Raw genomic sequence first — 26433 nt, forward strand, 5'->3', positions numbered from 1 at the left:
TTGTTGTTTCTGGTCGCGTTAGCGGGCGAAATGGCCGACCAACGGCGATTCAATCATGCGGAAATCGCTCGCGGTCATCTGGATCGCCTCGTGGTGCGTGTTGCCTTCAAACACGATATTCTCGTATTCCAGCAGGCTCGCGTCCATAATCGTATGCATATGGTACTGCGAACCAAACGGGGGCAACGCGCCCACTTCGCAATCGGGACAATGTTGAGAGATTTGCTCCTCGGTGGCGAGCGTCAACTTGCAATCGCCGAGCATCTGCGCCGCGGCCCTCAAATCGACCGACTTATCGGCCGGCAAGACCGCCACGACCGAGGTGTAGTCTCCATCTGCATTCAGCAAAACCGTCTTGGCGACTTGATGTCCAGACACCCCAAGCGTCTGTGCCAGACGATTGGCGCCGTAGGCGTTCGGGTGCAGGATCTTCTCAAAGTTGACCTGTTTTTCATGCAGGTATTCGGTGACGTTCATGGTAATTTCTCCTTCAATCGAGCGATGGGATAGGTCTTCAATATTTTGCTGCAAATCGAGCGCCCAAAGCATGCGTCGATGGCCGGCCAAGAACGTGTCAGGCATTCCCCGACTCGTCAATTCTTGACTTTGTGAAAAAATGGTACAAGGGACGCAAAACGCTCCAACCATTTCAGCAGGGTAATGTCATGAACGCCGCCACTGTCTTCCGTCCCGTCGCGCTGCTGGCGATGCTCGCTTGTTTCCCAACCTCGGTCCTTTGGAGCGCTGAGCCGATGCGAGGCCCACTCCCCCCAGAGCAGCAAGCGCTGATTCACTACCTTGCTGACCATCACAAGGAACTGACGCGCGAAGTGAAGTTGCGCGATGATGGGTACGAAGCGACGACCACCACCAAAAACAAAGAAGTCGCCGCCAAGCTGAAACAGCACCTCGCCTATATGCAAAAGCGACTCGGTAGCGGCGCGATGGTCCGCCGTTGGGATCCGGCCTTCGTCGAATTGGTCAAATACCATGACCAGATCACGACGAAAGTGGAGCAACTGGATAACGGGATCAAAGTCGTCGTCACCGGCAAGACGCCTGACGCGGTAAAGGTCGCCCAGAACCACGCGAAGGTCGTCTCGGAATTCGCCGCGCTAGGCTACGACGCCGTTCGTGAAGCGCACGATCCGGCGCTACAGGGCAAGTAGGCCGGAGTCGCCTGGCGATCCCGCAGGTCCCGCCAGGCCTACCCACCTAGATCTTGAATTGTCCCACCAGCGCCCGCAGGTTGGCGGCCAGGTCCGATAGTTCGCGCCCCGCGGTTCGGGTCTGCTGGGCACCTTGCGACGTTTGCAGATTCGATCGACTCACGCCGTTGATGTTTCGCGAGATTTCTCCGCTGGCCTGAGCCGACTGGGCGATGCCGGTGGCGATCGACTCGGTGGCGTTGGAGGTTTGCGAGATGTTGGTGGCGATCTCGCGCGTCGTCACGTTTTGCTCTTCGACCGCCGAGGCGATCGTGCGAGAGATTTCATGGACGCGTCGAACGACGCCGGTGATCTGCTGGATCGACTCGACCGCGTTGTCGCTGGAACCTTGAATGCCCAGGATTTTGGCGCGAATCTCTTCCGTAGCGATCGCAGTCTGCTTCGCCAAGTCTTTCACTTCCGACGCGACGACGGCGAAGCCTTTTCCCGCTTCTCCAGCCCGGGCCGCTTCGATCGTCGCGTTTAACGCCAACAGGTTGGTTTGCTCGGCGATCTCCTGGATCACTTGGATCACTTTGCCGATGTCGGTGGCCGCTTCCCCCAGTTCCGTGATGGTCACGTCGCTCGCATGCGCCAGATTGGCCGCTTCGCCGGCGACGGTCGACGCATCGGCGGCGTTTTTGGCGATTTCGGCGATGCAAGTCGTCATCTCTTCAGTCGCAGAAGCGACGTAGCGGATCTTCATCGTCATCTCGTCCGACGCGGCGGCCATGCTCGACATGGTCATCGACATCTGCTCCGACGCAGCAGCGACGTCGGAAGATTGATGCGTCGTCTCTTCCGCTCCGCTGGCCAGTTGAGTCGCCGTGTCCGAAAGGACGGCGGACGAACTCGCTAAGGTGTGCGTGTTGAGCGACAGTTCGGCGACGATTCCCTGCAGTTTGGCGATGAACGTGTTGAACCAGCGGGACAACTCGCCGATTTCATCTTGCGAAGAGTCGTCCAACCGTTTGGTCAAATCCCCTTCGCCTTGGGCGATGTCTTTCAACAACTCGACCGTTTGGCCAAGCGGGTAGGAAATCGAGTGGGAAACGTAGCAGGCGATGATCGTCAAAATGACCAGCAACAGTCCGATTCCGCCGGCCAACAGCCAACGAAATTGGGCGTAGCGGTTCAGCATGCTCGTCAGGTCGGTCGCAACGACGACGGCGCCGATGTTCTCTCCTCGATAGTCGAGCACCGGCGAGATGGCGATCTGATAAGAGCCGACGCGCTGAATCACTTGTTCAGTGGCGCTAAGGTCGAGAATTTCTGCGTCGATCAAAGCGTCGGTCAGTTCCGCATTCGACGTCATAACGCGGATATGACGCTCATCTAGCAGCGGATACTTTTCGCGATCGTTCAGTTTTGTCGCGACTGGCGCGAGTTTCGCATTCATGTAGACGGCGATATCGTCTTCTTCCCGATCCTGCGCCGTCATGATCACCGGCAAATAGTCCGAGAGAACTTCCACCGAGCCGAGATGCTCGCCAGCAGGACCGGTCACCGGAGCAATGCCCCGGATGGCGAATCCGCCGCGGCCGACTTCGATGCCGACGATCGGATCATGATCGCCGTCGTTGATGTCGACGATCGTCTGGCGGAAGTCGGAGATGTCGTCGCTGGTCGTTTGATCGCTCTTCCAAAGTCGCAACAGGCTGCGCCCGGTCGGCAGATGGAAGTGGAGATTAAAAGGGCGCCCGTCGGTCGCGGCGGCGTAGCCATCGGCGAACGGTGTGAACTCAGTACGTAACAGCTCGCGCGCTTCGGCCGAGCGGGGATCGTCAGCGTCCTCCATCGAGCCTTGATGGGCGATGGCGTACGCCGCTTGCACTTTCGGCGCCTGGCTGAAAAGCGACGCGAGGACCAGACAGCGTTCGGCGACTTGGCGCTCCTTCTGCTGAATGTCCGTCAGCTTGGCGACGGTCGTATCGATCCGGTTGCGGTCGGTCTCGGCGTAGAACATGTAGTCCAGCGAGACGAATGCGACCAGCGAAACGACCGCGACGGACGTGATGATCGGCACGAGAATACGATTACGAATCTTCACGTTTTGGATTCCTTCGGATGGCTGCGGAAATCAGTTCACCAAACCAGATGCGCGGGCCAAGCGGGCCGGCGTCTGGCAAAGATAGCACCCCATTTTGGGCGAGGACTCCTGCCGAGATGGCTGGGGAGCGGCCGACAGGGCGCAGTCGACAAAGCCGGAAAACGTGGTGCAGCCGTATTACGCAGCGCTGACTTTAGGACGGGATAATCGCAGATATTCCGCTGTTGGCGGGGTCTGGACGCACGCGTGCGACTTGCCGCATCTTTTGCGCGGATTCGGTGGAAACGGCGTATCGAGAAGCGCATTCCGCGTGATGACGTAGGTCAGGTCTCGGCCTGACGCTCTCCGCTCATTCCTCATCCGACTCGCGGCGATGCGCATGGGCGAAGAATTCCTTGTGCACTTCCAACAGCCGCGCAAGCTCCTTCTCCGGCTCCTGGTGATCGTCCACTCGCAGATCAATGTAACGATCATTGCCGCCGTAGCCCGCGCCAGCCCGGTAGACCATCAGCGCCGCCGATTGTTTGCCTCGTTTGTCCCCGCCGGCGGCGACTCCGGCACCGAGGGCCGCCGCCAACCAGTCGCCCAGTTCCCCTTCGCCGCTTTCGCGGGCGGCGCGGTAACTGTCCGCCATCGCTTTCAGCACCTCTTCGCCGGTTAGCAGATTTCCCTGCACGGCGAAGTTCTCACCAACGATCTGTCCGGCCCATGCGTCGCAGCCGGCGCCGGTATAGCTGGCGACTCTTCCTTGGGAGTCGACGATCCCAAGTTGGCGAAAGTCTCTCCCCGGATCGGCGGTCGTCAGCAGTTCGACCACTTCGCTCGCCGACTTTTCCTTCAGCAGTTCCAGTCCCAGCGGACCATAGGCGGTGTTGGCGTGCGACTGCGTCGCGATCGCGCCGACGCCTGCTTTTCCCCAGGGAACGATGCAGCCGACGCCGAGCACCTTGCTCGCCACTGCGACCCCCAGATCGCCGTTCTTCGGGTCATAGGCGACGATCGAAAGCGTGTTGGCGGGAGGATCATCGGATGGGAGCGACTCGCCGGCGTACGGTTCACGCGGACTCCGTAACAACGGCCAGGCGGCGAAAAAAAAGAGCGAGAGCGTCATAACGGCGAAGAGGATGCGAAGCATGGCGGTCAACTGTTGTAATAAGGAAGGTGATGTCTCAGCGAATTACGCGCGAACCGTAACGCGGCCGCCATTCTTTGCTAGTATAATCTGCCGACGTCCCGCAAGTTTCTAGGAGAATCGATAGTGAACTGGCCATTCCCGGATGAACCTAACGTTGTCTGCTTCACGAGCAAAAGTGTTGTCGAGGAAGGAGCTTGGATTCATTACGTCAGCCATGATGAAGAGGACGGGGCATGGCAGTTCCACTCTCTCGACGGCATTCCCGAAAGCGAATCGGACGCTCGCATCGTCTCGCTGCGTACTATGTTGCGAATTGACCCGCGATTGGCCGAAATCGCCGATCTGCCGCTCGGCTGGATCGCTTGGCGAGACTCCGTCGACGAACCTTGGAAACGCTGCCGAAGTCCGGAAGATTAGCCGTTCGGGTTACTGGTGAATGTCGTCCGTACGTACTTTCTTGTGCTTCTCAAAAAACTCCTGAATCGCCGCCGCCGTGGGACGCGCGTCGCCAATAAAAAAATCGTGCCCGCCGAGCATCGCTTGTTCGTCGAGCAAGTCGCCGTACAGCTTACGCGTCTTGTCGAACTCCCACGGCTGAAAGATATAATCGCTCTCGCTGTAGAGAAGCAGTTGCGGCATGTCCTGCCGTGAGATCTTCGGCCGCAGCAACCAGCGAAAGGTAAGCTGCAAATACGACCAGAAGGGAGAGTGGGTCAGCTGACTGGTAGTCCGCCGGACCACTTCCATGTTGGCCGTCTCGTGAAAGAAGAGGCGCTTCACTTGCTCTGGCGTTTTCGCCAGCGAAAGCACGCTGAACGTCAGCGCCGCTTTGAGAAACGCGAAGGGATAATCACGCAGCAGTCGGAGCGAAGTTCGCAGCGCTCCGTTCTGAGGGATCGGCGCCATCATTACCGTCGGGCGCCGCAGTTCGGGATATTTCTCCCGCGTCTCTTCCCATATCTCGCCCCCCATCGAATGAACGGCGACGATCCCGATTTGCAGCGGCTCTTCGCTCGCGGCCAGCGCCGTTCGAATCGCGACGAGCGCGTCTTTCATCCCTTCGGCGTAGGCCCCCATCCCGATGCAGTTTCGCCAAAAGCCTGCGTCTTGCGATTGCTGCTCGATCATCACCGCATGGATTCCCAACTGGTTCAGCGCGGCGATCAAGTCGAGAAAAGTCGCCCGGGTGTGCAGGATTCCATGATGCAAAACCACCACCTGCGAACGGCTCGCGCTTTCTGCGAGATGCAGACTATACGTCACGCGTAGCTTCGAGCTCGTTTTGACCGGGACCGGCTCCATCGGCAGACTCTTTCGGCAAGCGGACCAGGATCGTTGGCGGCGTCCCACCAAGGTAGCGGGCTGAAAAGTTGGCGTCCAGGAAAATCGGCGCCGGCCTGTGTGGCGCCGGGCGTTGCCAGAGAGTAGGGTAAACGAATCGCGGCATCCCCCGTCATGTCAAATCGTTCAGGAAGACTACCATGCGAAAGTCGACTCTCGTTGCGTTTGGGTTTTGCTCCCTTCTGATGACCTCAGTCACCATGGCGAAAGAGCCGGCCGCGTCGTCCAGCCAGGCGGAGACGCTGATGTGCGAGCGAGGCAAGCAGCTGCTCAATGACTCGTTTGCCACCGGCGTGAGCAAACCTTGGCGAGCCGCCAAAGGAAAATGGGAAGCGGTCGACGGCGCGACGCAAGGTTCAGAACTGACGGAAGACATGCATGGCGCGGTCATTCGAGCCAATCTGAAGCAACGCAACGTGGTGGTTCAATACTCCTTCAAGCTGGAAGGCGCCAAGACGACGACGCTCAGCATCAACGACGCGAAAGGGCACAACTCGCGCGTCATCGTGAACGCACAAGGATTCACCCTCCGCAAAGATGACCACGACCATGCCGGCCCCGACAAAGCGGCGACGCTGCAAACGGTCAAAACGGCGATCGCGCCCAACGAGTGGCACACGCTGGTCGTCGAACTGAACGGTCCCGAGTTCCTGGCCCGACTCGATGGCAAACAAGTCGGCTACGGTTCGCACGAAGCGATCGACGTCGACAAAACCAACTTCGGCCTGACCGTCAGCGGCGAATCGGTCTCGTTCAAAGACTTCGGTGTTTGGGAAGCGACGCCGAAATCAGACTGGGCGTCGACGAAGAAGAAGGTGGTCGCCGAGTCGGGCAAGTAGAACGCTTCACTTGTCCGGGCGCCATGGCCACAGCCTTACGTGGCCATGAATGTGCGGGAAAGATTCTTGTAGGCTGGGGCTCGGCCCAGCCTACGCGATCAAAAGCCTGCTTACTTCTTCGCCGTCGCTTTCACCTTCGGCTTTTGCGTGTGCGGGATCTTCGGCCGGGCCACTTTTTCTTTCGGCTCGCGGAAGACGTACGGTTCCCACGCCGCTTTCACCTTTTTCCATTCCTCCAGCGTCCGCGTCGGGTACCAGCCGGGGAGCCCGGTCTTGCGGAAGTCGTACTCGTCGCCGTGGTCGAACGCCCATTGGCCGACGGTCGGAGTGGGGCATGATTCGGGGAAAACGCCGACGGCGCGGAACTCGTCCGAAACCCCCTGGTCGTGGATCACTTCTTTCCGCCACGTTTCGAGCTCGGCTAGCATCTCCGCTTTGACGGCGGCATAGGCCGGATCGTCGGCGACGTTGTTGATTTCGTGCGGATCTTTGGTCAGGTCGAACAGCTCAATCGGCGGTTTGCTCTTCGCCATGAACGCCGCTTGCACCGGCGTCAGCTTTCCTTCCAGGTTCAGAATATTCATCTCGGCGAGCGGCGGATAAGAACCTTCCTTGTAGAAGCTCAGTTGGCAGTAGGCCCGCTCCGGCATCAGGTTCAGAATCAACTTGTGCGTCTTCGAGCGAATCGAACGCATCGCGTCGTGCGTGTCGTCCATCTTGTCGCGGGCGGCGAACAGGTACTTCCGCTCTTTGACGTCGTTGCTAAACAAGCTCTTCCCATGCAGCGGAACCGGCGGCGTCACGCCGGCCACTTCAAGCAGCGTCGCGCAGATGTCGATCGAGTAGACGAGGTCGTCATTGACCTGGCCCGGCTTCACGCGTTCGGGCCAACGAAAGATCATCGGGATCCGCGTCCCTTCGTCATACAGGAACTGCTTGCCCCGGATATGACAGCGGCCGTGATCGCCGATGAAGAAGACGAGCGTGTTCTCCTTTAGCCCTTCGTCTTCGAGACGCTTCAGCAGGGCGCCGACTTCCCGGTCGACCAACTGCATCTGCTCGAGCCCGTTCGCCCAGTCGCGGCGAATGAACGGGGTATCGGCGTAGTACGGCGGTAGTTCGACATCCTTGCCATCGATCGGGCGAACCGGATCGCGGTTCCACGGCCGGTGCGTCCCTTGAAAGGTAATCCGGGCGAAGAAGGGCTGTCCCGGTTTCCGCTCGCTCCAATCTTTCCCCTGGAACAGTTCTTTGGGCGAGTCGGGCAAAAAGTTGCAGTCGGTCTTCTTGCTCATCAGGCAAGTGAAGTAGCCAGCGTCGGCCATCAGATGCGGGATAGGCCGAATGCCATAGGGGAGCGGCTGCTTGTCGTCGGTGCGATGTTGATGGGCCCCAATATAGTTCTGGTGAAACCCGGTCATCATCGCCGAACGGGACGGGGAGCAGACCGGCGCCGTCGTAAAGGCCCGCTGATATCGAATCCCTTCGGACGCCAGCTTGTCGACATGCGGCGTCTCAATCCCCTTCGTTCCATAGCAAGAGAGATCAGGACTCCAATCTTCGATCGTGATCCAGAGAATATTCGGGCGATCGTCGGCGGCGGCGATATTCGTCCAGGCCAACGCCAAGAGCAGGAGGAAGAAGACTCGCGTCATGTCGTCACTTTTCCGTGGTGTTCGGGGCGTAAGCGGGAGCAATTCGTGCGTCGAACTGTTTGGGAATCTACCTACAGTAACGGAAATGGATCGCCGTTTCAAAAAGAACGTGGACGAAGTCTGGGTGGCGCTGTCGTCTGCGACAGTGTTCTTCGGTGAGCCGTGCCGTCCTCTATTTCTCCGCCTGCGGGGCCGGCACTTCCGCAACGAAGACCGACGTATCCGGCGCCGCACCGGAGTAGTACGAGATGAAATGCTTGTCGCCGATCCACGTAGCGTTGGCGTTCCCGGCGTCGACCGTGAGCTGACTCCCGGCGGCGATCGCTTCCGACGCGGGCCAACTCTGCGGATGGTCGAAGATGAAGTTCGGATCAACCACGCGTCGCCGCAGCAGGCCGCGCGGGCCGCGCTGATAGTAGTAGTTGCTTAGTAGGCCCGTGTCAGCGTCAAGGATCAGGCTCGGCGTCGATATGACGACGTCGCTGATATTGGTCGGCGACCGTTTCCAGGTGGCGCCGTAGTCGGTCGAGACCATCTGGAATTGCGAACGCGTTGTGGAGTTGCCTCCCACTTCCGTTCGCCCGATCGCCAAAAGCTTGCCGTCTCCCAGGTAAACGGCCGACGGCTCGGTCGGCCAGTTCTCTTTGGTCAGTTCCGCTTCGATGACGTTCTGTTTCCAGGTCTTCCCATCGTCGCTGCTGGTCAGCGTTCCCCACGAGTGATTGGGGCCGGGGTCGCCGTAGCTTCCAGCGAACCAGAGCGCCATCAGCCCGACTGTCGGGACATCGATGACGTCGGTGATCTGGATCGGCGTCACTTCCATCTCTGGCGTCGCGATCAACTCAAACTTTACTCCGTCGGTGGTCCGGTAGAGATCATGATGCCACTGCTTGCCGACTCGCCGCACCCACAACAGCATCGCCCCGGTCGAGTCCAGACCCTTGCCGACGGTGACGTCGCCGTAGCCTGGCGAATTGGCGACCACCGTTTCCGGCGTCCAGCTCTTTCCCTGGTCGGTCGAAGTCCGCGCGTAGACGGCGCGGGCGTCTTCGCCGATCGTATGGCCCGAGCCGCGGCTGTAGGTGCAAACCAGCTTGTCGCCCATCGCTTGCATCATCGGCCACGAGTCATAACCTGGTCCTTCTTGCACGACCAACGGCTTGGCGAGCGCCGGCAGCGGCGTGACTCTCACCAGCGCCAAGCCGGTCGGCCGAGTGAAGGTGTCGGCCGGATCGCCTGGCTCGCGCTGCACGCGGACCGTGATCGGCGCGTGCGGCTTCACTTCGTAATACGACTCAAGGAGAATGGTCCGCGCGTAAAGAGGCGCCGGCGGCAGCGTCGTTCGCACGACGTCGCCCAAAAAATTCCGAGCGGTGAACGGGGCGCCCTCGACCATTTGCGAAAGGTGAACTCGGTAGACGTCGGAAAAATCGGAGCTCGTCTCTTTGTCGTTCGTGGTGACGACGATCTCGACTTTCACCGCGGCGACATCGCTGGGGAAGCCATCCACCACGCCGGAGACCGACTGCCCCACCGTACCTCCGGACAACGACCAGACCGGCACATGCGTCGAGCCGCTCGACATCAGCACCAGCGAAGGCTGGCCGGTCGCAATCGACATCTCGTTCGCCGTCAGCGAGACCGGCGTCCCGTTCCAGACGCTAGAAGTCGGCGTTTCCGCCTTCACGCTGTCGAACTCGCCGACTGCCAACATGGCAAGCAAACAGGAAAGGATAGAAATGGGGCGCGTCATTGGTTGTTCTTTCGTATCGATCATTTCTGGCGGCTCAAGCATTGGGACCTGTTTCCGCCGCTATTTCTTCTCGGACGCCGCAACCGCCTTCGCGGCGGCTCGCTGGATATCGGCGTCTGGATCACGTAGCAATTCCAGCAGCACTTCGCTTGATTCAGGGGTGGACCTTTTGATTTGCGACAACAGCTCCAGCGCGAAGAGGCGTTCCTCTTTGGGACGTTCCGTCGCGGCGAACTGAGCCAAGGAGACGACCGCCCACGCGTCCTCGCTACCTCGGCTGTAGACGAAAGATTGAACCGTCTGACGTGTGGGCGCCGCTGCCGACTTCCGGGCGGCGACCAGGACCGGCAGCACCGTTTCCACCTGGTGAGCGCACTCCCACAGAGCTGTCGCAGCGGCCAGACGCACGTTCTCGTCCTTATCGGCCAACAGCGCGGTCAACTCGGGCTCGGCTTCCGCCGCTTCGGCTCCATGTTTCGCGAGCGCTGTCGCGGCGCCGGCTCGAATGAGCCGCTCCGGACGCTGCAGCGCTTCCGTGAGTGGAGTCACGACTAGATCCGCGTCCGCCGCGGCCAGGTGAGTGATCGCCGCTTCGCGCGTTCCATCTCCCAGGTGATTGATGATTAGCGGGATCGTTTGTTCATTGATGGGGATCATGCCAACCCCGGCAGTCGAGCGGCCACCGAGCATCGCCGCTACATAATACTCCACCGCCTCTTGATCCTCCGGCCACAACCGGTAGAGCAGCTGGGCTGCCCATGGACCAGTTTCATTTCCCCAATTGCAGAACTGCGGCAACACGTCGCGCGCCTTGTCTGCGGCCGGCGAGCCTGGTTCAATTTGCATTGCGGTCAGAACCGTGATGGACTGCTTCACGACTTCCCCCTGCCGACAACCGTCGATCGCGTCCAGCAGTCGCTCGGCGCCAGGCCGCGCCTCAGCGCCGAACTCGCCAAGCAGGCGTGCCGCCATGCTGGACGTATACCAATCGGAGTCTCCCTTGGTGGCGATGACCGAGATCAACGCGTCCACCGCTTCTGGGCCGCCGATTTGCCCGATCGCTTTGGAGGCGGCGTTCCGGACGTAGTGCTCTTGGGGAAAGATCAGCATGGCGGTCGTCATGTAGACGCCGTCGTCGTCGAGCGCTGCGACTAGCGGCGGCACGGCAGGCCGCGCCGCCGCTCCCATTTCTCCCAATTCTTCCGCGGCCGCGTAGCGATCCTCCGCCTCCTTCGCTGTTTGCAACTGCCGGATAAGCCGCTGAAGACGCGGCTGGAACAAGCCCGCTTGCCAAGCCGCCAAGAAGGCAATCCCGATGAAACCGCTTGCGAAAACGGTCAACACGATTCCGGGCTTGGTCAGCAAACGTCGATTCATTGGCGGGGCGAGAGCAGGGAAGGTAGAAGGGAAGTGAACAATTCGACTTGGCGTTATGGTTAGGTTGCAGCGCCAAGACCGCGAAGGGATGAACTTGATAGTATAGTCCAAGAGAATGACATTGGATTCTTCCCATCGTCCGTTTTGGCCCGTGCTTCCGTCAAACGTTTGCGGCTACCTGAGCCGCGTGGAACGAAAATTCCCTCACACTAACCGCCGACGGAGAACTCCAGTGGATGCACGTGAAGTCCGCCAGCTAGTCCTGCAGGAAATCGACGACCGGTGGGACGAATCCAATTCGCACGCCTTCAATCTCCGCACGGCGCTGATCAAGCCGACGCCCACGCCGATGATCCACCGCCTGGTCCGCAACGGCAAAATCAAAGACGCGATCGTCGACGTCTGGATCGTGCTCAAAGAATTGCCGGAAGGGGACGGCTACCTCATCTTCTACGACGAAGATCGCAATCAATTTGGACTCGCGTCGAAAGGCTTTCCGGAGGATCGGTACCCGGTAATTTCCGGATACTACGGTAGCTTTTGGAATGCGTTCAAAGGGATGTGACCGGAGAAAATCGCGTAGGCTGGGTCGAGACCCAGCGTTCTTAAGTCCAAGCGTCAATATGCTGGGTCTCGACCCAGCCTACGGAACTTTTGTCTTTCCAGTGACGAGGAAATATCGTGCGCGCCTGCTTCACTTTTGCGGAAAGAGCTCCATCAATGCATCGGCGAAGATGCTTAGTCCCTCTGGTCCGGGATGATTGATGCAATTGACCATCAGGCTGTTGTAGGGAATCCCTTGGCGCCACAAGCGGCCATACCGTAGCGACGCATCGGCCAGCGCCACTGGATGCTTGGCGGCGAATTCGCGTAGCCCTTTCACATAGGGACGCGGGTCCTCATCGACGTCATTCTGCCGATCCAGTCCCATCCAGTCGGGGCGCACATAGTGCGGCGTCAAAATAATCCACTCGGCGTTGATCGCTTGAAAGTCGGCCAACAGTTTTCCGTAGCGCTCTTCGACCATCGCCGGGCTGAGACCTGCGTCGTTCACAAACTCACTGATGACCAGGTCCGGCTTGGCCCCCAAGACCGTTTCCTGGTAGTTGTGCTCCGCACCTGGCGGAACGCCCAGGTAGGAGGCCGTCGTGCGTCCACCCCAAGCTTCGGTCACCAATTCAATCTTCGCCATCGGGAAACGCTGCCGCAGCCGTGCGACGAACTGCTGCTGCCAGTGATCACGTTCTCGGTTCGACAAATACGCCCCCTCGGTCACGCTGTCCCCCCAAGCCAAAATTCGTAGCGGCTCGCCCGCACGCAACTTGGCCATGGCGTGCGGAATCTTCTGCTCGGCCAGCGAAGGCGAAGCTGCCGGCGGCTCTGGATACGCCGTTTCCAACAGCGGAAACAGATTCTGTTTGGTCAGCCGCTCGATTCGGCCCGGGATCCAGACGTTCGCCAAACGACGCTCGGATGCGACGATCTGGGGCGGGGCTGGCGCCGTGGCGGCCGGCTCGCCGGTTCGATATTCAATTTCTCCGGCGGCGTTCAGCACCACCGAATCGATTCGCGACAGCGAATGTTGGTAGCTGATGTAGACCGGGCTCCCCTCCGCAATTCGCCCGCCGACGATACGGCCCATCCCACCCCAGCGATTTTCAAATTCATAATCGCGACCACGTACGTAGGTTTCATCCGTATCGGCTGGTCCGCCGCGCACGACGACGCTGGACGGATCCAACAAGTCGGGCGCGGTCAGCGATTCCGCAATCAACGCCGTCAATCGTTCGCCTCGCAGATACTGCGGTCTGGCCGGGTCATAGACCGGCAAACTCGCGTGCCGCTCGGCCGTCACGGTATACAAGCCCGGCAATTCAACCGCGACCAGCGCCGAAAGTCCCGGCTCCGCCCCGTTGCCGACGAGATCGACCTGGACTTCCCAATCCCCCTTCAAAGCGACCTTCGCCGGCGACTCCGCCGCCGCAGCGTGCGACGCGGCCAGACCGCACAGGAGAATTGTCATTGCCGACAAACAAACGACTATCCAGCTTTTCATAGCATCACTCTGAGGTTGCGGACCGGCGGCGGGGCGGCGCCATTTACGCTTCTTTTCTATGGGCGCCACTGTCGTCTGCGACAGTTTCTGTAAGTCAGCACATTATTGCATCGGGGGTAGGAAGTCAAAACAGTCGCCGGATGGCAGTTGAGCGAACTTGTTAAGGCGCTGAGTTGATGGCGTGATTCGGCAGAAGGGCACTATCGCAGTCGCGTAACTTGGGTCGTGACCCAACACGCTGACGCTTGGCTTGAAGATTGCTTGACGATCAAGACAGTCGCTACGAAACTGTTGCTGTACAAAAGCGTCTCGACTTCGCGGTCACAAAGGGAAAGGACGATACCGGATTGCTGGCCGCATTCACAGCCACGCAAGGCCGTGACCATGGTGCCTGCGCTTGGACTTGATCCAGACGCTACAGATGCCCGATTTGATCGAAATCTGCAGCTGTATTACGGCAGTTCCAAGATGTGAGCCGTTGGGAAATGAGCGAGAACTGCTTTGCGTCATGTTGGCAGTAAATTGAAAAAATGGAGAGTCTAGATAAGATGCCGCCGACGCTTCCCCCTCACTTCGTTGAACTCTTATACGATGCGTTGCTGAAATCGTATTGGCGAAAGAAAGCGCTTCGCAACTTCCTGCGGCGATCGCATATTTCGGAGAATTTCTTGGCGGGATGTTCTGATGATGAAACAAAGCGAGATTGGCTGGATCGCCTCTTTCCAATACTAGAGCGATCAGATCGAGGTCAACGCTTGCTTCAGCAGATAGCTTGGTCACTTGCAGAGCAGGATTCATTTCCAGACCTTAGTAATTGGGAAGACTCTGCGGAGAAAATTAGGGATGCCAAGAAGGCCGTTGCTGCTCTCAAGGAATACCTTGAGAGGAAAGAAGAGGAAAGGCGTAATGACGCGGAGATTATACGGCGACGCCATGATGCGGAACAGCGTAAACAAAAGGCCTTGAGCTCTGCGAGCACTTTTGAGTCCTTGAAACAGCGACTTGATTCGCTTTGCAGTGGATTGGGAACCCAGCAAGCGGGTTACGACTTTCAAGACTGGTTCTACGACTTGATGAACTTTTTCGATATTGATAACCGACGCCCCTACGTGGTTGATGGACGTCAAATCGATGGTTCGATTACGCTAGACGGGACGACGTATCTCGTTGAATTAAAGTTCACCAGCAGTCAGGCCGACGCGACTGCGATCGACTCGTTGCTAAAAAAGGTGAACGATAAGGCGGACAATACGATGGGAGTTATCGTGTCCATGTCCGGATATTCTTCGGTTGCCATGCGGGAAGCTTCGTTTTCTAGAAGCCCGTTGCTGCTGTTCGATGCAAGTCACCTGTACTTTGTATTGAACGGAGTAGAGTCGTTTCCTGATGTGCTTCGTCGTGTACGTCGTCACTCCTCACAAGAGGGCGCATCCTATTTGCGTGTTTCCGACTTTGGAAAGTGACTACTGCGTCACGCTGCGCTACTGCAACTTGTTTTTCTCGCAGGCGGAATCTCTACCGAGTTTGCGATAAGTCCTCGAAATATACGAGAACTGCAACGGCGATGTTTGGCGTCTTGCAATTTCGGGTCAGGCGTTTGGCGATTTTATGAGCAACGGCTTTCCGCGCCGTGGTTTAAGCGTTTCGACTTGCGAAATGATATCTCAATGAACCGCTGGATACGGGAACCGCGGTAATCCTTGCATAGTTAGGGGCAGAATTGACGTTTTACATAGAAGAACGACGATAAGTAGTGGCTCGATATAGCATTCGCTTCAGTTACGAAGCGAGCCGGGATCTGTCTTGCTTATTCCGTGTTACTGAAACAGAGTCTTCTCGTACCGTCCGATCATATATTGACGTCCAAAATTGCGGTCCCTATTCTTTATTAAAAATGACGATGTACGATTAACTGATTTTGCTCAATTCTCGATAGAAAACTCGGGGAAAGATATCGCAAGGAACTCATGATGGATTATCAGATTGGCAAAGATATTCAGGCGTTAATAGAGCGGGTCGATCGACTCGAACAGATGATCTTGAATGCCTCAAACGCTCCCAGTCCTGACGTGCAATGTCCCGACAAATACTGGGAGGACGGTTCTACTGGAACGAAAGTTCATCTCGACAGAGCGAGAAATGATTTAACCAATTCTTGCTATCGAAAGAATGCTGAAGTTCACTTGGGGCAGAGTGTCGCTGTACAGATAACTCAAGGAGTTTCCGAGGCAACGCGAGCGATTGGTGGAGCGCTAACCGCATCTGGGTGCGGCGTTGCCGGCGTGTGGGTGATTGTTGCTGGTGAGTTGGTTAGGATTGGATACAATGCATTGAAGAATCAAGATGGTAGTATTGACTTGAAAATAGATTACACATCCATCAAGGCGAGCGGTTTTCCACTCGCGATCGATGCCGCAACGGCCGGTCAGGTATTAGATTCGTTTTAGTGTGTTATCTATAGTGTTAGATTGGTAACCAGGGCTGTGGCGAAATCCCTGTTGGACTTGCGCCACAGCACCCTTTCGTTAGGGGAGCTTTTATAGTTTTGTCGGGACTGGCTAGGCCCATTTCAGCACCGCCGCTCCACTAATACTGCTCCCTTCGCGAAATGCGGGATTTTTCCCGTCCGTTTGTCTCGTCGGAATCCGCTTATTTATTTACGGCGTCTGCGCTTTGCGTTCACTCGTGAAGGTGCGTCGGTGTTGTTGGGTGCAAAGATGTTGCGCTTCGCCGGCGCAGCGACGTTTGGGGACGGCGGGCAGGTCCGGACCGGATGGATGCAGGCTTCGAGAGTGCGATTTTGATCGCGATCTACATGATCGCCGGGGTTGACTTTTCTGGAATATCGCGTGCGTTGGCGTCGCACAGGTGACCGAAGACTGCAGCAAGGGGACGCGAACGACCTATTGGCTTCGCCCGGCTTGCTGGATCGGTTACACGGCGGCGATCGCCACGTCAGGCGTCATCTTTGTTCTGGCGATGCGGTGAACGGGAGGGTGCGCGGCGCCAAGGCCCGCGCCGAACAAAGCTTTGTCCATTGAAGTAAGAAAAGGGGACGGGGGGCATTTCCGAGCACGACTTAAAAAGACCCCCGTCCCCTTTTCTTCACGCCATGGATTCACCGCCTTTGAAAGCTTCTTCAGCCGCTCGCCGCTGAGGATTAATTGGTCGCCTCGCGGAGCTTCACAAACTGGCGGACCTTGAAGTTGCGCTGATTGGCGATCACGGCACAGCTGGCTCATTATAACTTTTTTTCATTTGTCTTGTCGCCGAGTAGGAACTCGGACGTCTCCTTCAATGCAATCAGGTGATGCGCAAAAATTACTCTGCCAATTTGGCCCACCTCATTCGCCGGTTCGATCCGCTTATCCAGTGGCGCCCATCGCCAATAGGCGACTCGGCCCGACAAATAGCTACGAGTCCGACATTGACAGGCGCCTTTGTTGAAATAGTCGAGATCAACTCCGAGTGCACACCCGATCTTTCCGCCAGCAATCTCTTTTTCAAAATAGCGATCCGGGAGCACAAAGACTTCCTTCTCTCCGCCGCCACGCGAGGGAGGTTCCGCAGCGATCGGCGAAAGCGTTGGATCCCAGCCAGCAACTTCGTCGAAGCCTTCATCTTTGAGAATCGCGATCAACCGATTTTCAACCTCTTCCTCGGAAAGACCGAGGTATTCCACGTAAACGTCCTTGTCGCTTCGCGCTTCGGAAGTGACTAGCCGAAGCGAATACAGCGGCCATCGCTAGAATGCCGACAAACATCCACTTGAGCGAGAATCGCATCTGCTTACTGTCCTGGAGGCTGACGTTCAAGGTTTCTTTTTCGGTCTCTGTTCATGCTCTCATCGTGATAGTATCGGTCCTTTTCCGACATGTTGGCGTAGCCGTCATACGGGACGACGTCGTCGGTGGGAACTTTCTTGCCCTGTTCACGCGCAGCTTTGCGGGCTTCGAGATGAAGCCGATGCAGTTCGAGCCCCTCGCTCGAAAGTAGTCCTGGGTCATAAACCTTCTTTAGGGACGTGAAATCGACGAGATGTCGCAAGCCTCTTGCCGTCACTTGCGTCTGATTTAAGTTGATTGACTCTAACCGGGGCAACCTTGGTAGGTTTTTCAGACCTTCGTCCGTAATTGGGCAAAAAGTAAGTACGATTTCCTCTAATGCATCTAGGCCATTGAGATAACGCAAGCCATCACCGTGGATCTGATTTCCGTGCAAACGAAGATATCGCAGGTTCCTAAAATGCGACAGAATTCGTAAATCCTCGTCGTCAAACCCAGAAGGGGACGAATAGATTTTCTCTACCGTCGTGTTGAGAGGAATGCCCTCAAAGTTCTCCGCAGTAGTCGTGCAATTGGTAAAGGTCACCTCTTTGACGGAGAGTTGCGACAGCAATTCCAATTCCTTGGGGGACAGCGCAAGATTTCCGAAAGTGAAGTGGTTTAACTCTATCTCGCGCAGTAGCGGCATCGCTTCGGGCAGAGCCGCTTTATCGGTAATGCCTACGGTGATGTTACGGAATCCGTTCTTCTCCAGCACTCTAACGTGAAGATGCTCATTCTTTTCCGCAAGAGCTTGCAGTCTCTCCAGGGGAGAGCTACAGCCGAGACATAGACATAGAAGCAAAGGAACTTGCCCACAGAGAAAGGAGTCCGAAATGCGGACGCGAATCATTGGTACGTACTCCCAAAGCCAGTCTTCTGTTTAATGCCAACCCAAAACTGGAATGTCGAGGCGGCATCGTGATGGAACTGGAAGGAGTGACTAGAGAACTTTCCACGAAGCGTTTTGTTGAGAGGATCAGGATCCGCTGGATCAATGTACATCGGCGGGGTGGCACTGTTAGCCAATCACTTTCTTCGGGCGCCACTGTCGTCTGCGACAGTGCTCTTCAACCAGTTCACGCGATGGGGTTGGTATCGCAAAACGTCCAGGCAATTACGATCCAGCCATTCTTTTGACTTCCCCTCCACAATGCAATACTGTGCTGAACTGAAGCTCTACCGGCAGGCAAAAGACACTGTCGCAGACGACAGTGGCGCCCGAAGCAAGAAACGTTAACAGTGCCACCCTGCCGCGATTAACATCGTCGTCATGAACCCTCGAAGCCCGCGCATTGGGTCATCAAGGGGAGTTTGGTTTGCGGTTAGATTGGCCACGAACATCTAAACGCTCGGATGGAAGTGGTTCTAGCGAAGTAGTAGTGTACGCTGGGGCGACGCCCACCACACTAAGTTTTTTCCGGGAAAGGAGAGTAAGCGTCGCTTTACCCGTGAAGTTCTTATGCATGTACGAACCGTCCCGTCCTAACGCCCTACGATGTAAAGCGACAAAGGAATAGCCATGGATCGAGAACAGTTCTGGACAATGGTCGATCAGAGCAGACGCGGAACCGATCGTATTGATGAGCAACTCGGTAAGCTGATCGCTCTCGTCACAACGCTCGACACAGAAGAGATTCTCGCCTTTGACCGCTGCTTTCACGAATGCGTGCGGGACGCGTTTCGGTCCGACTTGTGGGCGGCGGCCTACATCATCAATGGCGGCTGTTCTGACGATGGTTTCGACTACTTTCTCGGGTGGCTCATCACCCAGGGGCACGCCTATTATCTGGCGGCATTGGAAAACCCCGAGCGAGCCGGGGATCGCGTCGAACCAGGCGATTTTGTTGAGTGCGGAACGATGTGGTCCGTCGCCGCTCTGGCGTACGAAAAGAAGACGGGAAATTCCGATTTTTACGACATCGCCCCGGTTGTCCCCCGTACGTTGATCGGCGAGTTATTCGACGAAGAGAATGTCGCTGCTCTCTACCCTGAACTCGCAAAACGATTTCGATTCTGATTGGAACCGAAGAGGAGTTGCGTAGGGCCGGGGCGAAGTTGCTATACGTGACGCCCGAAAAGGGATGGGCGTCTGTGCCACTCTGCCGCTCAATCGGTGCTACTCATCCACCGCAACCGCGGCCCCAACATTCTTGCTTGACAAAGCGCACGGATTCGTGATCGATTGCGGGGTGCTGTTCGTCGCGCTGCGAGAGATCGGGCGGCGGGCAGCGCCGCGGGTTCCTAAAGCGTCGGGTGGCAACCGACGGGGCTCCGAAAAAAAATGCGCGGTCCAGTCCACTGTTCGTTTCGGCGCAAAAGAATCGTGTGGGTCCGGTTGGCAATTTCCGTGATGAAAAAAAAGTGCGGTCCAGTCCACTCGGTCATAAAAAAATGAAACGCTGCAGTCCACATGCTGGGAGGTGTAGGAGAGATGCGAAAGCATCGAAAGGCTGCCGTTTATCAGGCGAGCGTTTTTAACGTCTTCAGATTGCTGCCGGAAAAAAAGTGCGCCGTCGAGTCCACTGTTCGTTTGGGGGCGAACGGTCGTTTGGTTGATGGGGATGAAAAAAATTGCGTGCGGTCCAGTCCACTCCGTGGATCAAAAAAATGGAGCGCAGCGGTCCACATCATGGGTGGACTGGGCAGGATGCGAGGCGGCTAGATTTGCCTTGTTAGTCACGCGAGCTTTGGAGACGGAAAAAAAGATGCGCCGCGGTCCAGTCCGGTGGTTGAAGACATGCTCTTCTCGGGAAGACACGATAAGAGCATGGCGCCAGTCACCAGGAGGCAGAAAAAAAATGCGCTGCGGTCCAGTCCACTCACAGGCGGTGGTTGATCGATTGGACACGCGGATGGCGCTGCATCTTGTCGCTGCGCGACCCGCCCGGTTTTGGGAAGCCGGACGGGCCACCCGGTGAAAAAAAATTGGCGATCTGGTCCAGTCCTGGTTAGCGAGCCGACGGGGCGTCCCCGGCGATTCCGGCTTCCTTAGACATTAGTTATTAGGCATTCGTCATTTCCCCGATCTTGCGGCCGCATTCCCTCGGCTCGCGCCTCGGGTTAGTGTTCGTTGGCGTTTCGGTCAGTGGCCTGGATCTTGCCGCTAATGGGTTGAATTCTTCTTTCCTGGGGGCGGCGGAGGGAGAATTGGGTCGATTGGGGCGTTTTGACCAGATTAAGGGGGCTTTTCAATTACGCAAAAACTAGACAAGGGGAAGCATTTCTACGTAACTGCTGATTGATTGGTGGGAGAAACTAGTTTAGGCTGTGGGTTTGGGAATTTTCCCTCTCCTGCCCAAAGATTCTCACCTCTTGCATTTCTATCTCTAAGATTCCGGAGGATACCCGCCTCATGTCACAAGAGTCCAGCGCGAAACCCGCCGAACAAACCAGCGACGCCTCGACGTCGTCACGGCGCAATTTCATTAAGACCAGCTCTTCCCTGTTGATCGCCGGCGGCGCGATGGCAGGCTCGTTGCCGCTGGCCCGTGCGGCGCATGTCTTCGGCAGCGACGTGATCAAACTTGGTCTGGTTGGTTGCGGCGGTCGCGGTACCGGCGCTGCGACGCAGGCGATGAACACCGAAGGCCCGACCAAGCTGATCGCGATGGGCGATGCGTTTGGCGATCGTCTCCAATCGTGCTTGCGCGGCGTCACCTCGCGTCATGCCGACAAAGTCGACGTTCCGCAAGAGCGTCAGTTCGTCGGTTTCGACGCTTATAAGAAGGTGCTCGAACAAGACATCGACCTGGTCATCCTGGCGACCCCGCCTGGCTTCCGCCCGCTCCACTTCGAAGCGGCCGTCAACGCCGGCAAGCACGTCTTCATGGAAAAGCCGGTCGCGACCGACGCCCCGGGGATCCGCCGCGTGTTGGCCGCCAACGAAATCGCCAAGCAGAAGAACCTGGCGGTCGCCGTCGGTCTGCAACGTCACCATGAGCCGCGTTATGTCGAAACGATCAAGCGTCTGCACGACGGCGCGATCGGCGACATCATTTTCGCCCGCGCTTACTGGAACAATGACGGCGTCTGGATGAACACCCGCGACGCCAAGCAGACCGAACTCGAATACCAAATGCGCAACTGGTACTACTTCAACTGGCTCTGCGGCGACCATATCGTCGAGCAGCACATCCACAACCTGGACGTGATCAACTGGTTGATGCAAGGCTATCCGACCATGGCCGAAGGCATGGGCGGTCGCGAAGTTCGCGTCGGCAAAGACAGCGGTCAGATCTTCGACCACCACATGATCGAGTTCACCTACGGCGATCATGGCAGCGGCACGAAGATGATGAGCTGCTGCCGCCACCAGCCGAAGACCTGGAGCAGCGTCTCGGAACATGCTCACGGTACCAAAGGCTACTGCGACATCAGCGGCGCCAAGATCTTCAAGCCGAACGGCGAAGTCGCTTGGGCCTATGGCAACGGCGGCGGCAACGGTCACCAGGAAGAGCACCACGACCTGTTTGCGGCGCTGCGTCGCGGCGAAATCCCGAACGAAGGGGAATACGGCGCGATGAGCACCATGACCGCGATCTTCGGTCGTATGGCGACCTACTCGGGCAAGAACCTGAGCTGGGACGAAGCGTTCAACTCGCAAGAGGCGCTCGCCGACTTCGACAAGCTGACCGCGATGGCGGACGAAGCTCCGGTTCAACAGAACCCGGAAGGGAAGCCGACCCGCGTCGACGGTTCGCCCTACCCGACGCCGATTCCGGGCAAGACCGTCAAGGTTTAATGCGGCGATTGCCGTCCAGTAAAAATGAAAGAGGGGCCGTTCTTCGGAACGGGCCCTTTTTTACGTTGTGGGTTACAAGAAGTTCCTGTGAAGAGGCTTCTCAATATCGGCAGATCCGACTAGGTTACGAGATTACGCCGGTTTCGCGGGTTCGCATCCGCATGACGGCGTACCCCTGTTCCCCTGACGTACGAAGGCCTCTTCAGGAATGCTTCAATCTCGAATCGGCTGGGCCCTTTTTTTCTGGCTTGGGCTGATCATCTTCCTGTTTACGACCGGGGCGATCGCTCTCTTTTTGCTCGACGGGATGGAGCATTCGCGTTTGCGGCAGCTCGATGCGTTGCAAACGTCGGCCCGCTTGTTTCGCCGCGAACTGGAGACGATTGGTCTCCCGCTCACTTCGCCCAAGCTGGACGAACTGGTTCAGCTGCAAGCGAAAGAGTCAGGGCTGTACATCACCGTCGCCAATGAAGACGGCAACGTGTTGATCGATTCGCGGCAAGACGCCGCGCGGATGGAGAACGTCTTGCGGCTCTCCGAGTTCAAGGAGGCGCAGGAGAACGGATTCGGCGAAGCGACCAGCGACCCGCAATTGCCGGGACGCCCGTTTCACTTCATCGTGCTCCCGCTCGAAGCGGACGGCAAACCGATCGGCTTCGTCCGGGTCGGCCAGGACATCGAAGCCGGCGGACTGCATGCGTCTTACCATTTGGTGGTCGGCTCGATGGCGCTTGGGCTGGTGATTTTGACCGGCGCTTACTTTATCGCGCGGCGGTTTGAAGAGCGGGTCGTCGCTCCGGTTCAGCAACTGACAAGAGCCTGCGCCGGCGTTGAGCGGGGCGACTACACCGGCCATGTTTGGGCCGCCGCGGAAGACGAATTGGGAGATACTGCGCGGCAGTTTACCCGCATGCAGGCGGCGATCGACATGCGTGTCGATCAGCTGACGGCCGAGTCAAACCGCTTGAAGACGGTGCTCGGCAGTATGGTGGAAGGGGTGATCGCGGTCGACGCCCAGCAGCGCGTGCTGTTGGCCAACCGCGCCGTGCGGAAGCTGCTCGCGATTCGCGCCGATGACGTGGTGGGACGACCGCTGTTGGAGCTGACGCGTAACCGCTCGCTCGATGATTCGTTCCGCGCGGCGATCGCCAGCGACGAGCCGTATCGTCACGAGTTTGAAGTATCGACGACGCCACGCCGCATTTTGAGCTTGCAGGCGAATCGCTTGCCGGGCGATCCGTGCCCCGGCGTGGTGATGGTGCTGCATGACGTGACCGAGCTGCGGCGGCTGGAAAACATGCGCCGCGAGTTCGTCAGCAGCGTCTCGCACGAATTGAAGACGCCGCTGGCCGCGGTGCGGGCTTATACCGAGACGCTACAACTGGGCGCCGTGGAAGATGTCGAGAACCGCGGCTACTTCCTATCGCAGATCATGGACTCGGCCGATCGGCTGAACGACCTGATTCAAGATATGCTCCACTTGGCGCGGATTGAGTCGCGCGAGGAAGCGTTCGACATCACCGAAGTGCCGGTCGCCGGCGTGATCGAGAAGTGCCTCCATACGCAACGCGATACCGCCGCCGCACGTCAGATCGCGCTGCGGATCCATCCGCCGGACGAGGAGATCTCGGTGCTGGGGGACGAGGAAGGGGTTCGCACGATCCTGAGCAACCTGATCGACAACGCGGTGAAGTACACGTCCGAAGGGGGAACGGTCGACGTTGCGTGGGGTGAGGAAGGCTCGCACGTCGCGATCACGGTGAAAGACACCGGGATCGGCATCCCGCAGGCGGCGCTCGAGCGGATCTTTGAGCGGTTCTACCGCGTCGATAAGGCCCGTTCGCGGGAAATGGGAGGAACGGGGCTGGGGCTCTCGATCGTTAAACATACCGCCCAGGCGATGGAGGGCGAGGTGACCGTGCAAAGTCAGGTAGGGGAGGGAAGTACCTTTACCGTGCGGCTTCCCCGGGGATGATTTTTACAAATTAACGAAGTTGCTCACCTAGTGTTAACATGTTCTTAACGGGCCGTCGTTAATTTTTAACCCATCAGGAGATACGCCCCCCGGCTAAACAGCCGGCCCCCCCGATTGGAATCGCCCCGAATGAGCCGCCACTTGCAACGCGACCTGGACTCTCTCCATCGAGAGATTCTGTCGCTGTCCGGGCTTGTGGAAGAGATGATCGAGAAATCGATCCAGTCGCTGTTCAACCGCAGTTTTCCGCTGGCCGAAGAAGTAATCGCAGCCGATGAGCTGACCGACCAGAAGGAAGTGCTGATCGAAGAAGAGTGCCTGAAGATGCTGGCCCTTCACCAGCCGGTCGCGGTCGACCTGCGTCGCATCGCCACCGTGATGAAAGTGAACAACGACTTGGAGCGGATCGGCGACCTGACGGTCAACATCGCCGAGCGAGCCAAGTGCCTGGTCCAATACCCGAACTTTGAGATCCCGCGCCGCATGGAGCGGATGGTCGACATCACGCGCAAGATGGTCGCCGGAGCGCTTGACGCGTTCGTCGGGCTCGACAGTCAAGCGGCGATGAACGTACGTCATCTGGACGACGACGTCGATACGCTCAATCGCGAAATCATTTATGAGTTGCAAGAGCGGATGAAGGCCTCCCAAGCGGAGATCGAACCGGGCTTGCATTGTTTCTCGGCCAGCCGCCACATCGAGCGGATCGCCGATCACGCGAGCAACATCGCGGAAGACGTGATTTACCTGGTCGAAGGCGAAATCGTCCGGCATCAGCCGGGACTTTCGAGTTAGCAGGCATAGCCGACTAACGGCATCCAATACGCAACAGCCCTTTATTGCAACATAACGTTGAGGATTGACAACTGATGGCCCGTTTGAAGGTTCTTATCGTCGAAGACGACCGCTCTCTCGCCGACGTCCTGGCGTACAACGTGCGTCAAGCCGGATACGAAGTGATCTCGGCGTACGACGGCCAAGACGGACTGACCCAGGCTCAGATCAAAACCCCTGACCTGGTCATTCTCGACCTGATGCTGCCGGTGATCGACGGCCACGAAGTTTGCCGCCGACTGCGAGCCGATGCGTCGACCAAAGATATGATGATCCTGATGCTGACCGCCAAGTCGGAAGAGTCGGATCAGTTGATCGGCTTCTCGCTCGGCGCCGACGACTACGTCACCAAGCCGTTCAGCGTGAAGGTTCTGCTGGAACGAATCAAAGCCCTCGTTCGCCGCAAGCGTGGCGCCGACAACTCGCACGACGACGTGATCGCCAGCCAAGGGATCACGATCGATCGTCGCCGTCACCGTGCGACCGCCAGCGGTCGTCCGCTGCAACTGACCCGCAGCGAATTCCGCTTGCTCGAAACGCTGACCCGTCAGCCGGGCCGCGTCTTTGAACGCTCGGAGCTGATCGATGCCGCCCTCGGCGAAGATACCGTCGTGATGGAACGAACGATCGACGTCCACATTCGCGCCCTGCGTCGCAAGATGGCGGACGAAGCGGAACTGATCGAAACGGTTCGCGGCGTCGGCTACCGCTTCCGCGATCCGGGGGCCGTCACTGACACCACCGACGATGCCGACATCGACCACGCCGTCCAGCACTAAGGCGAAAATGAGCCCAAAAGAGCGATAGGCCAGCCCGCAAAGCTGGCCTATTTTCTTTCTATCGCCCCTTACCGCGGTTGAGCCGAATGCGAGGATTTTCTAAAATCGCTCGGTTCAGCTAACCCTTTTGAGATTAAATAGATATGGAACGCTCGCTCATTCTCCTGAAACCCGACTGCGTCCAGCGCCGTCTGATCGGCCGGATCATCAGCCGCTTTGAAGACAAAGGGCTGAACATCGTCGGCATGAAACTGATGCAGATCACCCCGGATCTGGCCAAACAGCACTACGCCGAACATGTCGCCAAGCCGTTCTACCCCGGCCTGGAAGCGTTCATCACCGCGTCGCCGGTCGTGGCGATGGTGCTGGAAGGTCTGGAAGCGATCCGCGTGATCCGCGACATCCTGGGCGCGACCAGCGGTCTGAAAGCGGCCGCCGGCACGATCCGCGGCGACTTCAGCAGCAGCCGCCAGATGAACCTGGTTCACGCCTCCGACGGCCCCGAAGCGGCCGCCCGCGAGATCAAACTCTACTTCACGGACGCCGAACTGTGCGACTGCACGCTCAGCCTGACCCCGTGGCTGCGAGCCGACGACGAGTAATCTCGTCGCGATAAACTCGCCCCAAAACAGCGATGCGGCGTCCTGACAGGTCGGGACGCCGTTTTCGTTTCTTGGCCTGTTGGGGACTCCAGGCTCGTAAAAATCCTTAGGCGGGCCGCCCCTCTTTGCTCCTAGTTCCGGCCGCCGCCGCGAAATGGGAGAATCTCTAGGAAATTCGCTTCGCTACGCAACCTTTGCCCCAGGGGGCTGGGTACGTCTATAGTGAACGATAGATTACGTGCCGACTGGGTGGAGCAAGCT

The 26433-nt window shown here is 58.0% G+C and carries 22 protein-coding genes; 12 read left to right on the forward strand and 10 right to left on the reverse strand.

The features are described from left to right. Nucleotides 1-18: 18 nt before the first annotated feature. On the reverse strand, nt 19-582 hold the full coding sequence (locus tag LOC68_RS08780) for an aminoacyl-tRNA deacylase (RefSeq protein WP_230217799.1): 564 nt from the start codon (nt 580-582) through the stop codon (nt 19-21). A gap of 83 nt (nt 583-665) precedes the next feature. Here LOC68_RS08780 and LOC68_RS08785 point away from each other — a divergent pair, with 83 nt between their 5' ends. Further along, nucleotides 666-1169 carry a hypothetical protein gene (locus tag LOC68_RS08785; protein ID WP_230217801.1) on the forward strand — a complete coding sequence of 168 codons (504 nt, stop codon included), beginning with the start codon at nt 666-668 and terminating at the stop codon, nt 1167-1169. Nucleotides 1170-1215: 46 nt separating this feature from the next. Here the strand turns inward: LOC68_RS08785 and LOC68_RS08790 are convergent, their stop codons facing one another. After that, entirely contained in the window at nt 1216-3258 is a 2043-nt protein-coding gene (locus tag LOC68_RS08790; RefSeq protein ID WP_230217803.1) for a methyl-accepting chemotaxis protein, read from the reverse strand. Between the two features lie 349 nt (nt 3259-3607). Further along, a complete protein-coding gene (locus LOC68_RS08795; protein ID WP_230217805.1) occupies nt 3608-4393 on the reverse strand; it encodes a DUF1028 domain-containing protein in 786 nt (261 codons plus the stop codon). A gap of 123 nt (nt 4394-4516) precedes the next feature. Between LOC68_RS08795 and LOC68_RS08800 the strand changes: the two genes are divergently transcribed. Then, nucleotides 4517-4810 carry a DUF2185 domain-containing protein gene (locus LOC68_RS08800; RefSeq protein ID WP_230217807.1) on the forward strand — a complete coding sequence of 98 codons (294 nt, stop codon included), beginning with the start codon at nt 4517-4519 and terminating at the stop codon, nt 4808-4810. A gap of 9 nt (nt 4811-4819) precedes the next feature. Here LOC68_RS08800 and LOC68_RS08805 read toward each other — a convergent pair whose 3' ends face one another. Continuing rightward, entirely contained in the window at nt 4820-5695 is an 876-nt protein-coding gene (locus LOC68_RS08805) for an alpha/beta fold hydrolase (RefSeq protein ID WP_230217810.1), read from the reverse strand. Between the two features lie 179 nt (nt 5696-5874). Between LOC68_RS08805 and LOC68_RS08810 the strand changes: the two genes are divergently transcribed. Next, on the forward strand, nt 5875-6573 hold the full coding sequence (locus LOC68_RS08810) for a hypothetical protein (protein ID WP_230217812.1): 699 nt from the start codon (nt 5875-5877) through the stop codon (nt 6571-6573). A gap of 110 nt (nt 6574-6683) precedes the next feature. On the opposite strand, the gene LOC68_RS08815 is transcribed toward LOC68_RS08810, so the two are convergent. The 3 genes from LOC68_RS08815 to LOC68_RS08825 form a co-directional block, all read right to left on the reverse strand. Beyond that, the gene (locus LOC68_RS08815) at nt 6684-8228 is read right to left on the reverse strand and encodes a sulfatase family protein (RefSeq protein ID WP_230217814.1); all 1545 of its coding nucleotides are present in this window, start codon (nt 8226-8228) and stop codon (nt 6684-6686) included. Nucleotides 8229-8400: 172 nt separating this feature from the next. Beyond that, a complete protein-coding gene (locus LOC68_RS08820; protein ID WP_230217816.1) occupies nt 8401-9981 on the reverse strand; it encodes a sialidase family protein in 1581 nt (526 codons plus the stop codon). 60 nt (nt 9982-10041) lie between these two features. After that, entirely contained in the window at nt 10042-11358 is a 1317-nt protein-coding gene (locus LOC68_RS08825; protein WP_230217818.1) for a HEAT repeat domain-containing protein, read from the reverse strand. Between the two features lie 232 nt (nt 11359-11590). Between LOC68_RS08825 and LOC68_RS08830 the strand changes: the two genes are divergently transcribed. Next, complete coding sequence (locus LOC68_RS08830; RefSeq protein ID WP_230217819.1) at nt 11591-11923, forward strand: hypothetical protein; 333 nt, start codon at nt 11591-11593, stop codon at nt 11921-11923. Between the two features lie 129 nt (nt 11924-12052). Here the strand turns inward: LOC68_RS08830 and LOC68_RS08835 are convergent, their stop codons facing one another. Continuing rightward, entirely contained in the window at nt 12053-13414 is a 1362-nt protein-coding gene (locus LOC68_RS08835; protein WP_230217821.1) for an SGNH/GDSL hydrolase family protein, read from the reverse strand. Nucleotides 13415-13962: 548 nt separating this feature from the next. On the opposite strand from LOC68_RS08835, the gene LOC68_RS08840 reads away from it, so the two are divergent. Together LOC68_RS08840 and LOC68_RS08845 are read left to right on the forward strand one after the other, a co-directional pair. Beyond that, nucleotides 13963-14877, forward strand: a complete 915-nt coding sequence (locus LOC68_RS08840; RefSeq protein WP_230217822.1) for a hypothetical protein — start codon at nt 13963-13965, stop codon at nt 14875-14877. Between the two features lie 504 nt (nt 14878-15381). After that, nucleotides 15382-15861, forward strand: coding sequence for a hypothetical protein (locus LOC68_RS08845; RefSeq protein WP_230217824.1), 480 nt, complete (start codon nt 15382-15384; stop codon nt 15859-15861). Nucleotides 15862-16655: 794 nt separating this feature from the next. Here the strand turns inward: LOC68_RS08845 and LOC68_RS08850 are convergent. Next, a complete protein-coding gene (locus LOC68_RS08850) occupies nt 16656-17096 on the reverse strand; it encodes a hypothetical protein (RefSeq protein ID WP_230217826.1) in 441 nt (146 codons plus the stop codon). Between the two features lie 107 nt (nt 17097-17203). Continuing rightward, on the reverse strand, nt 17204-18091 hold the full coding sequence (locus LOC68_RS08855; RefSeq protein WP_230217828.1) for a hypothetical protein: 888 nt from the start codon (nt 18089-18091) through the stop codon (nt 17204-17206). A gap of 669 nt (nt 18092-18760) precedes the next feature. Here LOC68_RS08855 and LOC68_RS08860 point away from each other — a divergent pair. The 6 genes from LOC68_RS08860 (at nt 18761) to ndk (ending at nt 26172) form a co-directional block, all read left to right on the forward strand. Next, nucleotides 18761-19258, forward strand: a complete 498-nt coding sequence (locus LOC68_RS08860; RefSeq protein ID WP_230217830.1) for a DUF4240 domain-containing protein — start codon at nt 18761-18763, stop codon at nt 19256-19258. 1335 nt (nt 19259-20593) lie between these two features. After that, a complete protein-coding gene (locus LOC68_RS08865; RefSeq protein WP_230217832.1) occupies nt 20594-21982 on the forward strand; it encodes a Gfo/Idh/MocA family protein in 1389 nt (462 codons plus the stop codon). Between the two features lie 208 nt (nt 21983-22190). Further along, entirely contained in the window at nt 22191-23957 is a 1767-nt protein-coding gene (locus LOC68_RS08870) for a sensor histidine kinase (protein WP_230217834.1), read from the forward strand. A 129-nt stretch (nt 23958-24086) separates the two neighbouring features. Continuing rightward, nucleotides 24087-24752 carry a phosphate signaling complex protein PhoU gene (gene phoU, locus LOC68_RS08875; protein WP_230217836.1) on the forward strand — a complete coding sequence of 222 codons (666 nt, stop codon included), beginning with the start codon at nt 24087-24089 and terminating at the stop codon, nt 24750-24752. Nucleotides 24753-24826: 74 nt separating this feature from the next. Further along, the gene (locus LOC68_RS08880) at nt 24827-25570 is read left to right on the forward strand and encodes a response regulator (RefSeq protein WP_230217838.1); all 744 of its coding nucleotides are present in this window, start codon (nt 24827-24829) and stop codon (nt 25568-25570) included. Nucleotides 25571-25713: 143 nt separating this feature from the next. Next, on the forward strand, nt 25714-26172 hold the full coding sequence (gene ndk, locus LOC68_RS08885; RefSeq protein WP_230217840.1) for a nucleoside-diphosphate kinase: 459 nt from the start codon (nt 25714-25716) through the stop codon (nt 26170-26172). The last annotated feature ends 261 nt before the right edge of the window (nt 26173-26433 follow it).

The sequence above is a fragment of the Blastopirellula sediminis genome (genome assembly GCF_020966755.1).
Taxonomy (GTDB): Bacteria; Planctomycetota; Planctomycetia; order Pirellulales; family Pirellulaceae; genus Blastopirellula; species Blastopirellula sediminis.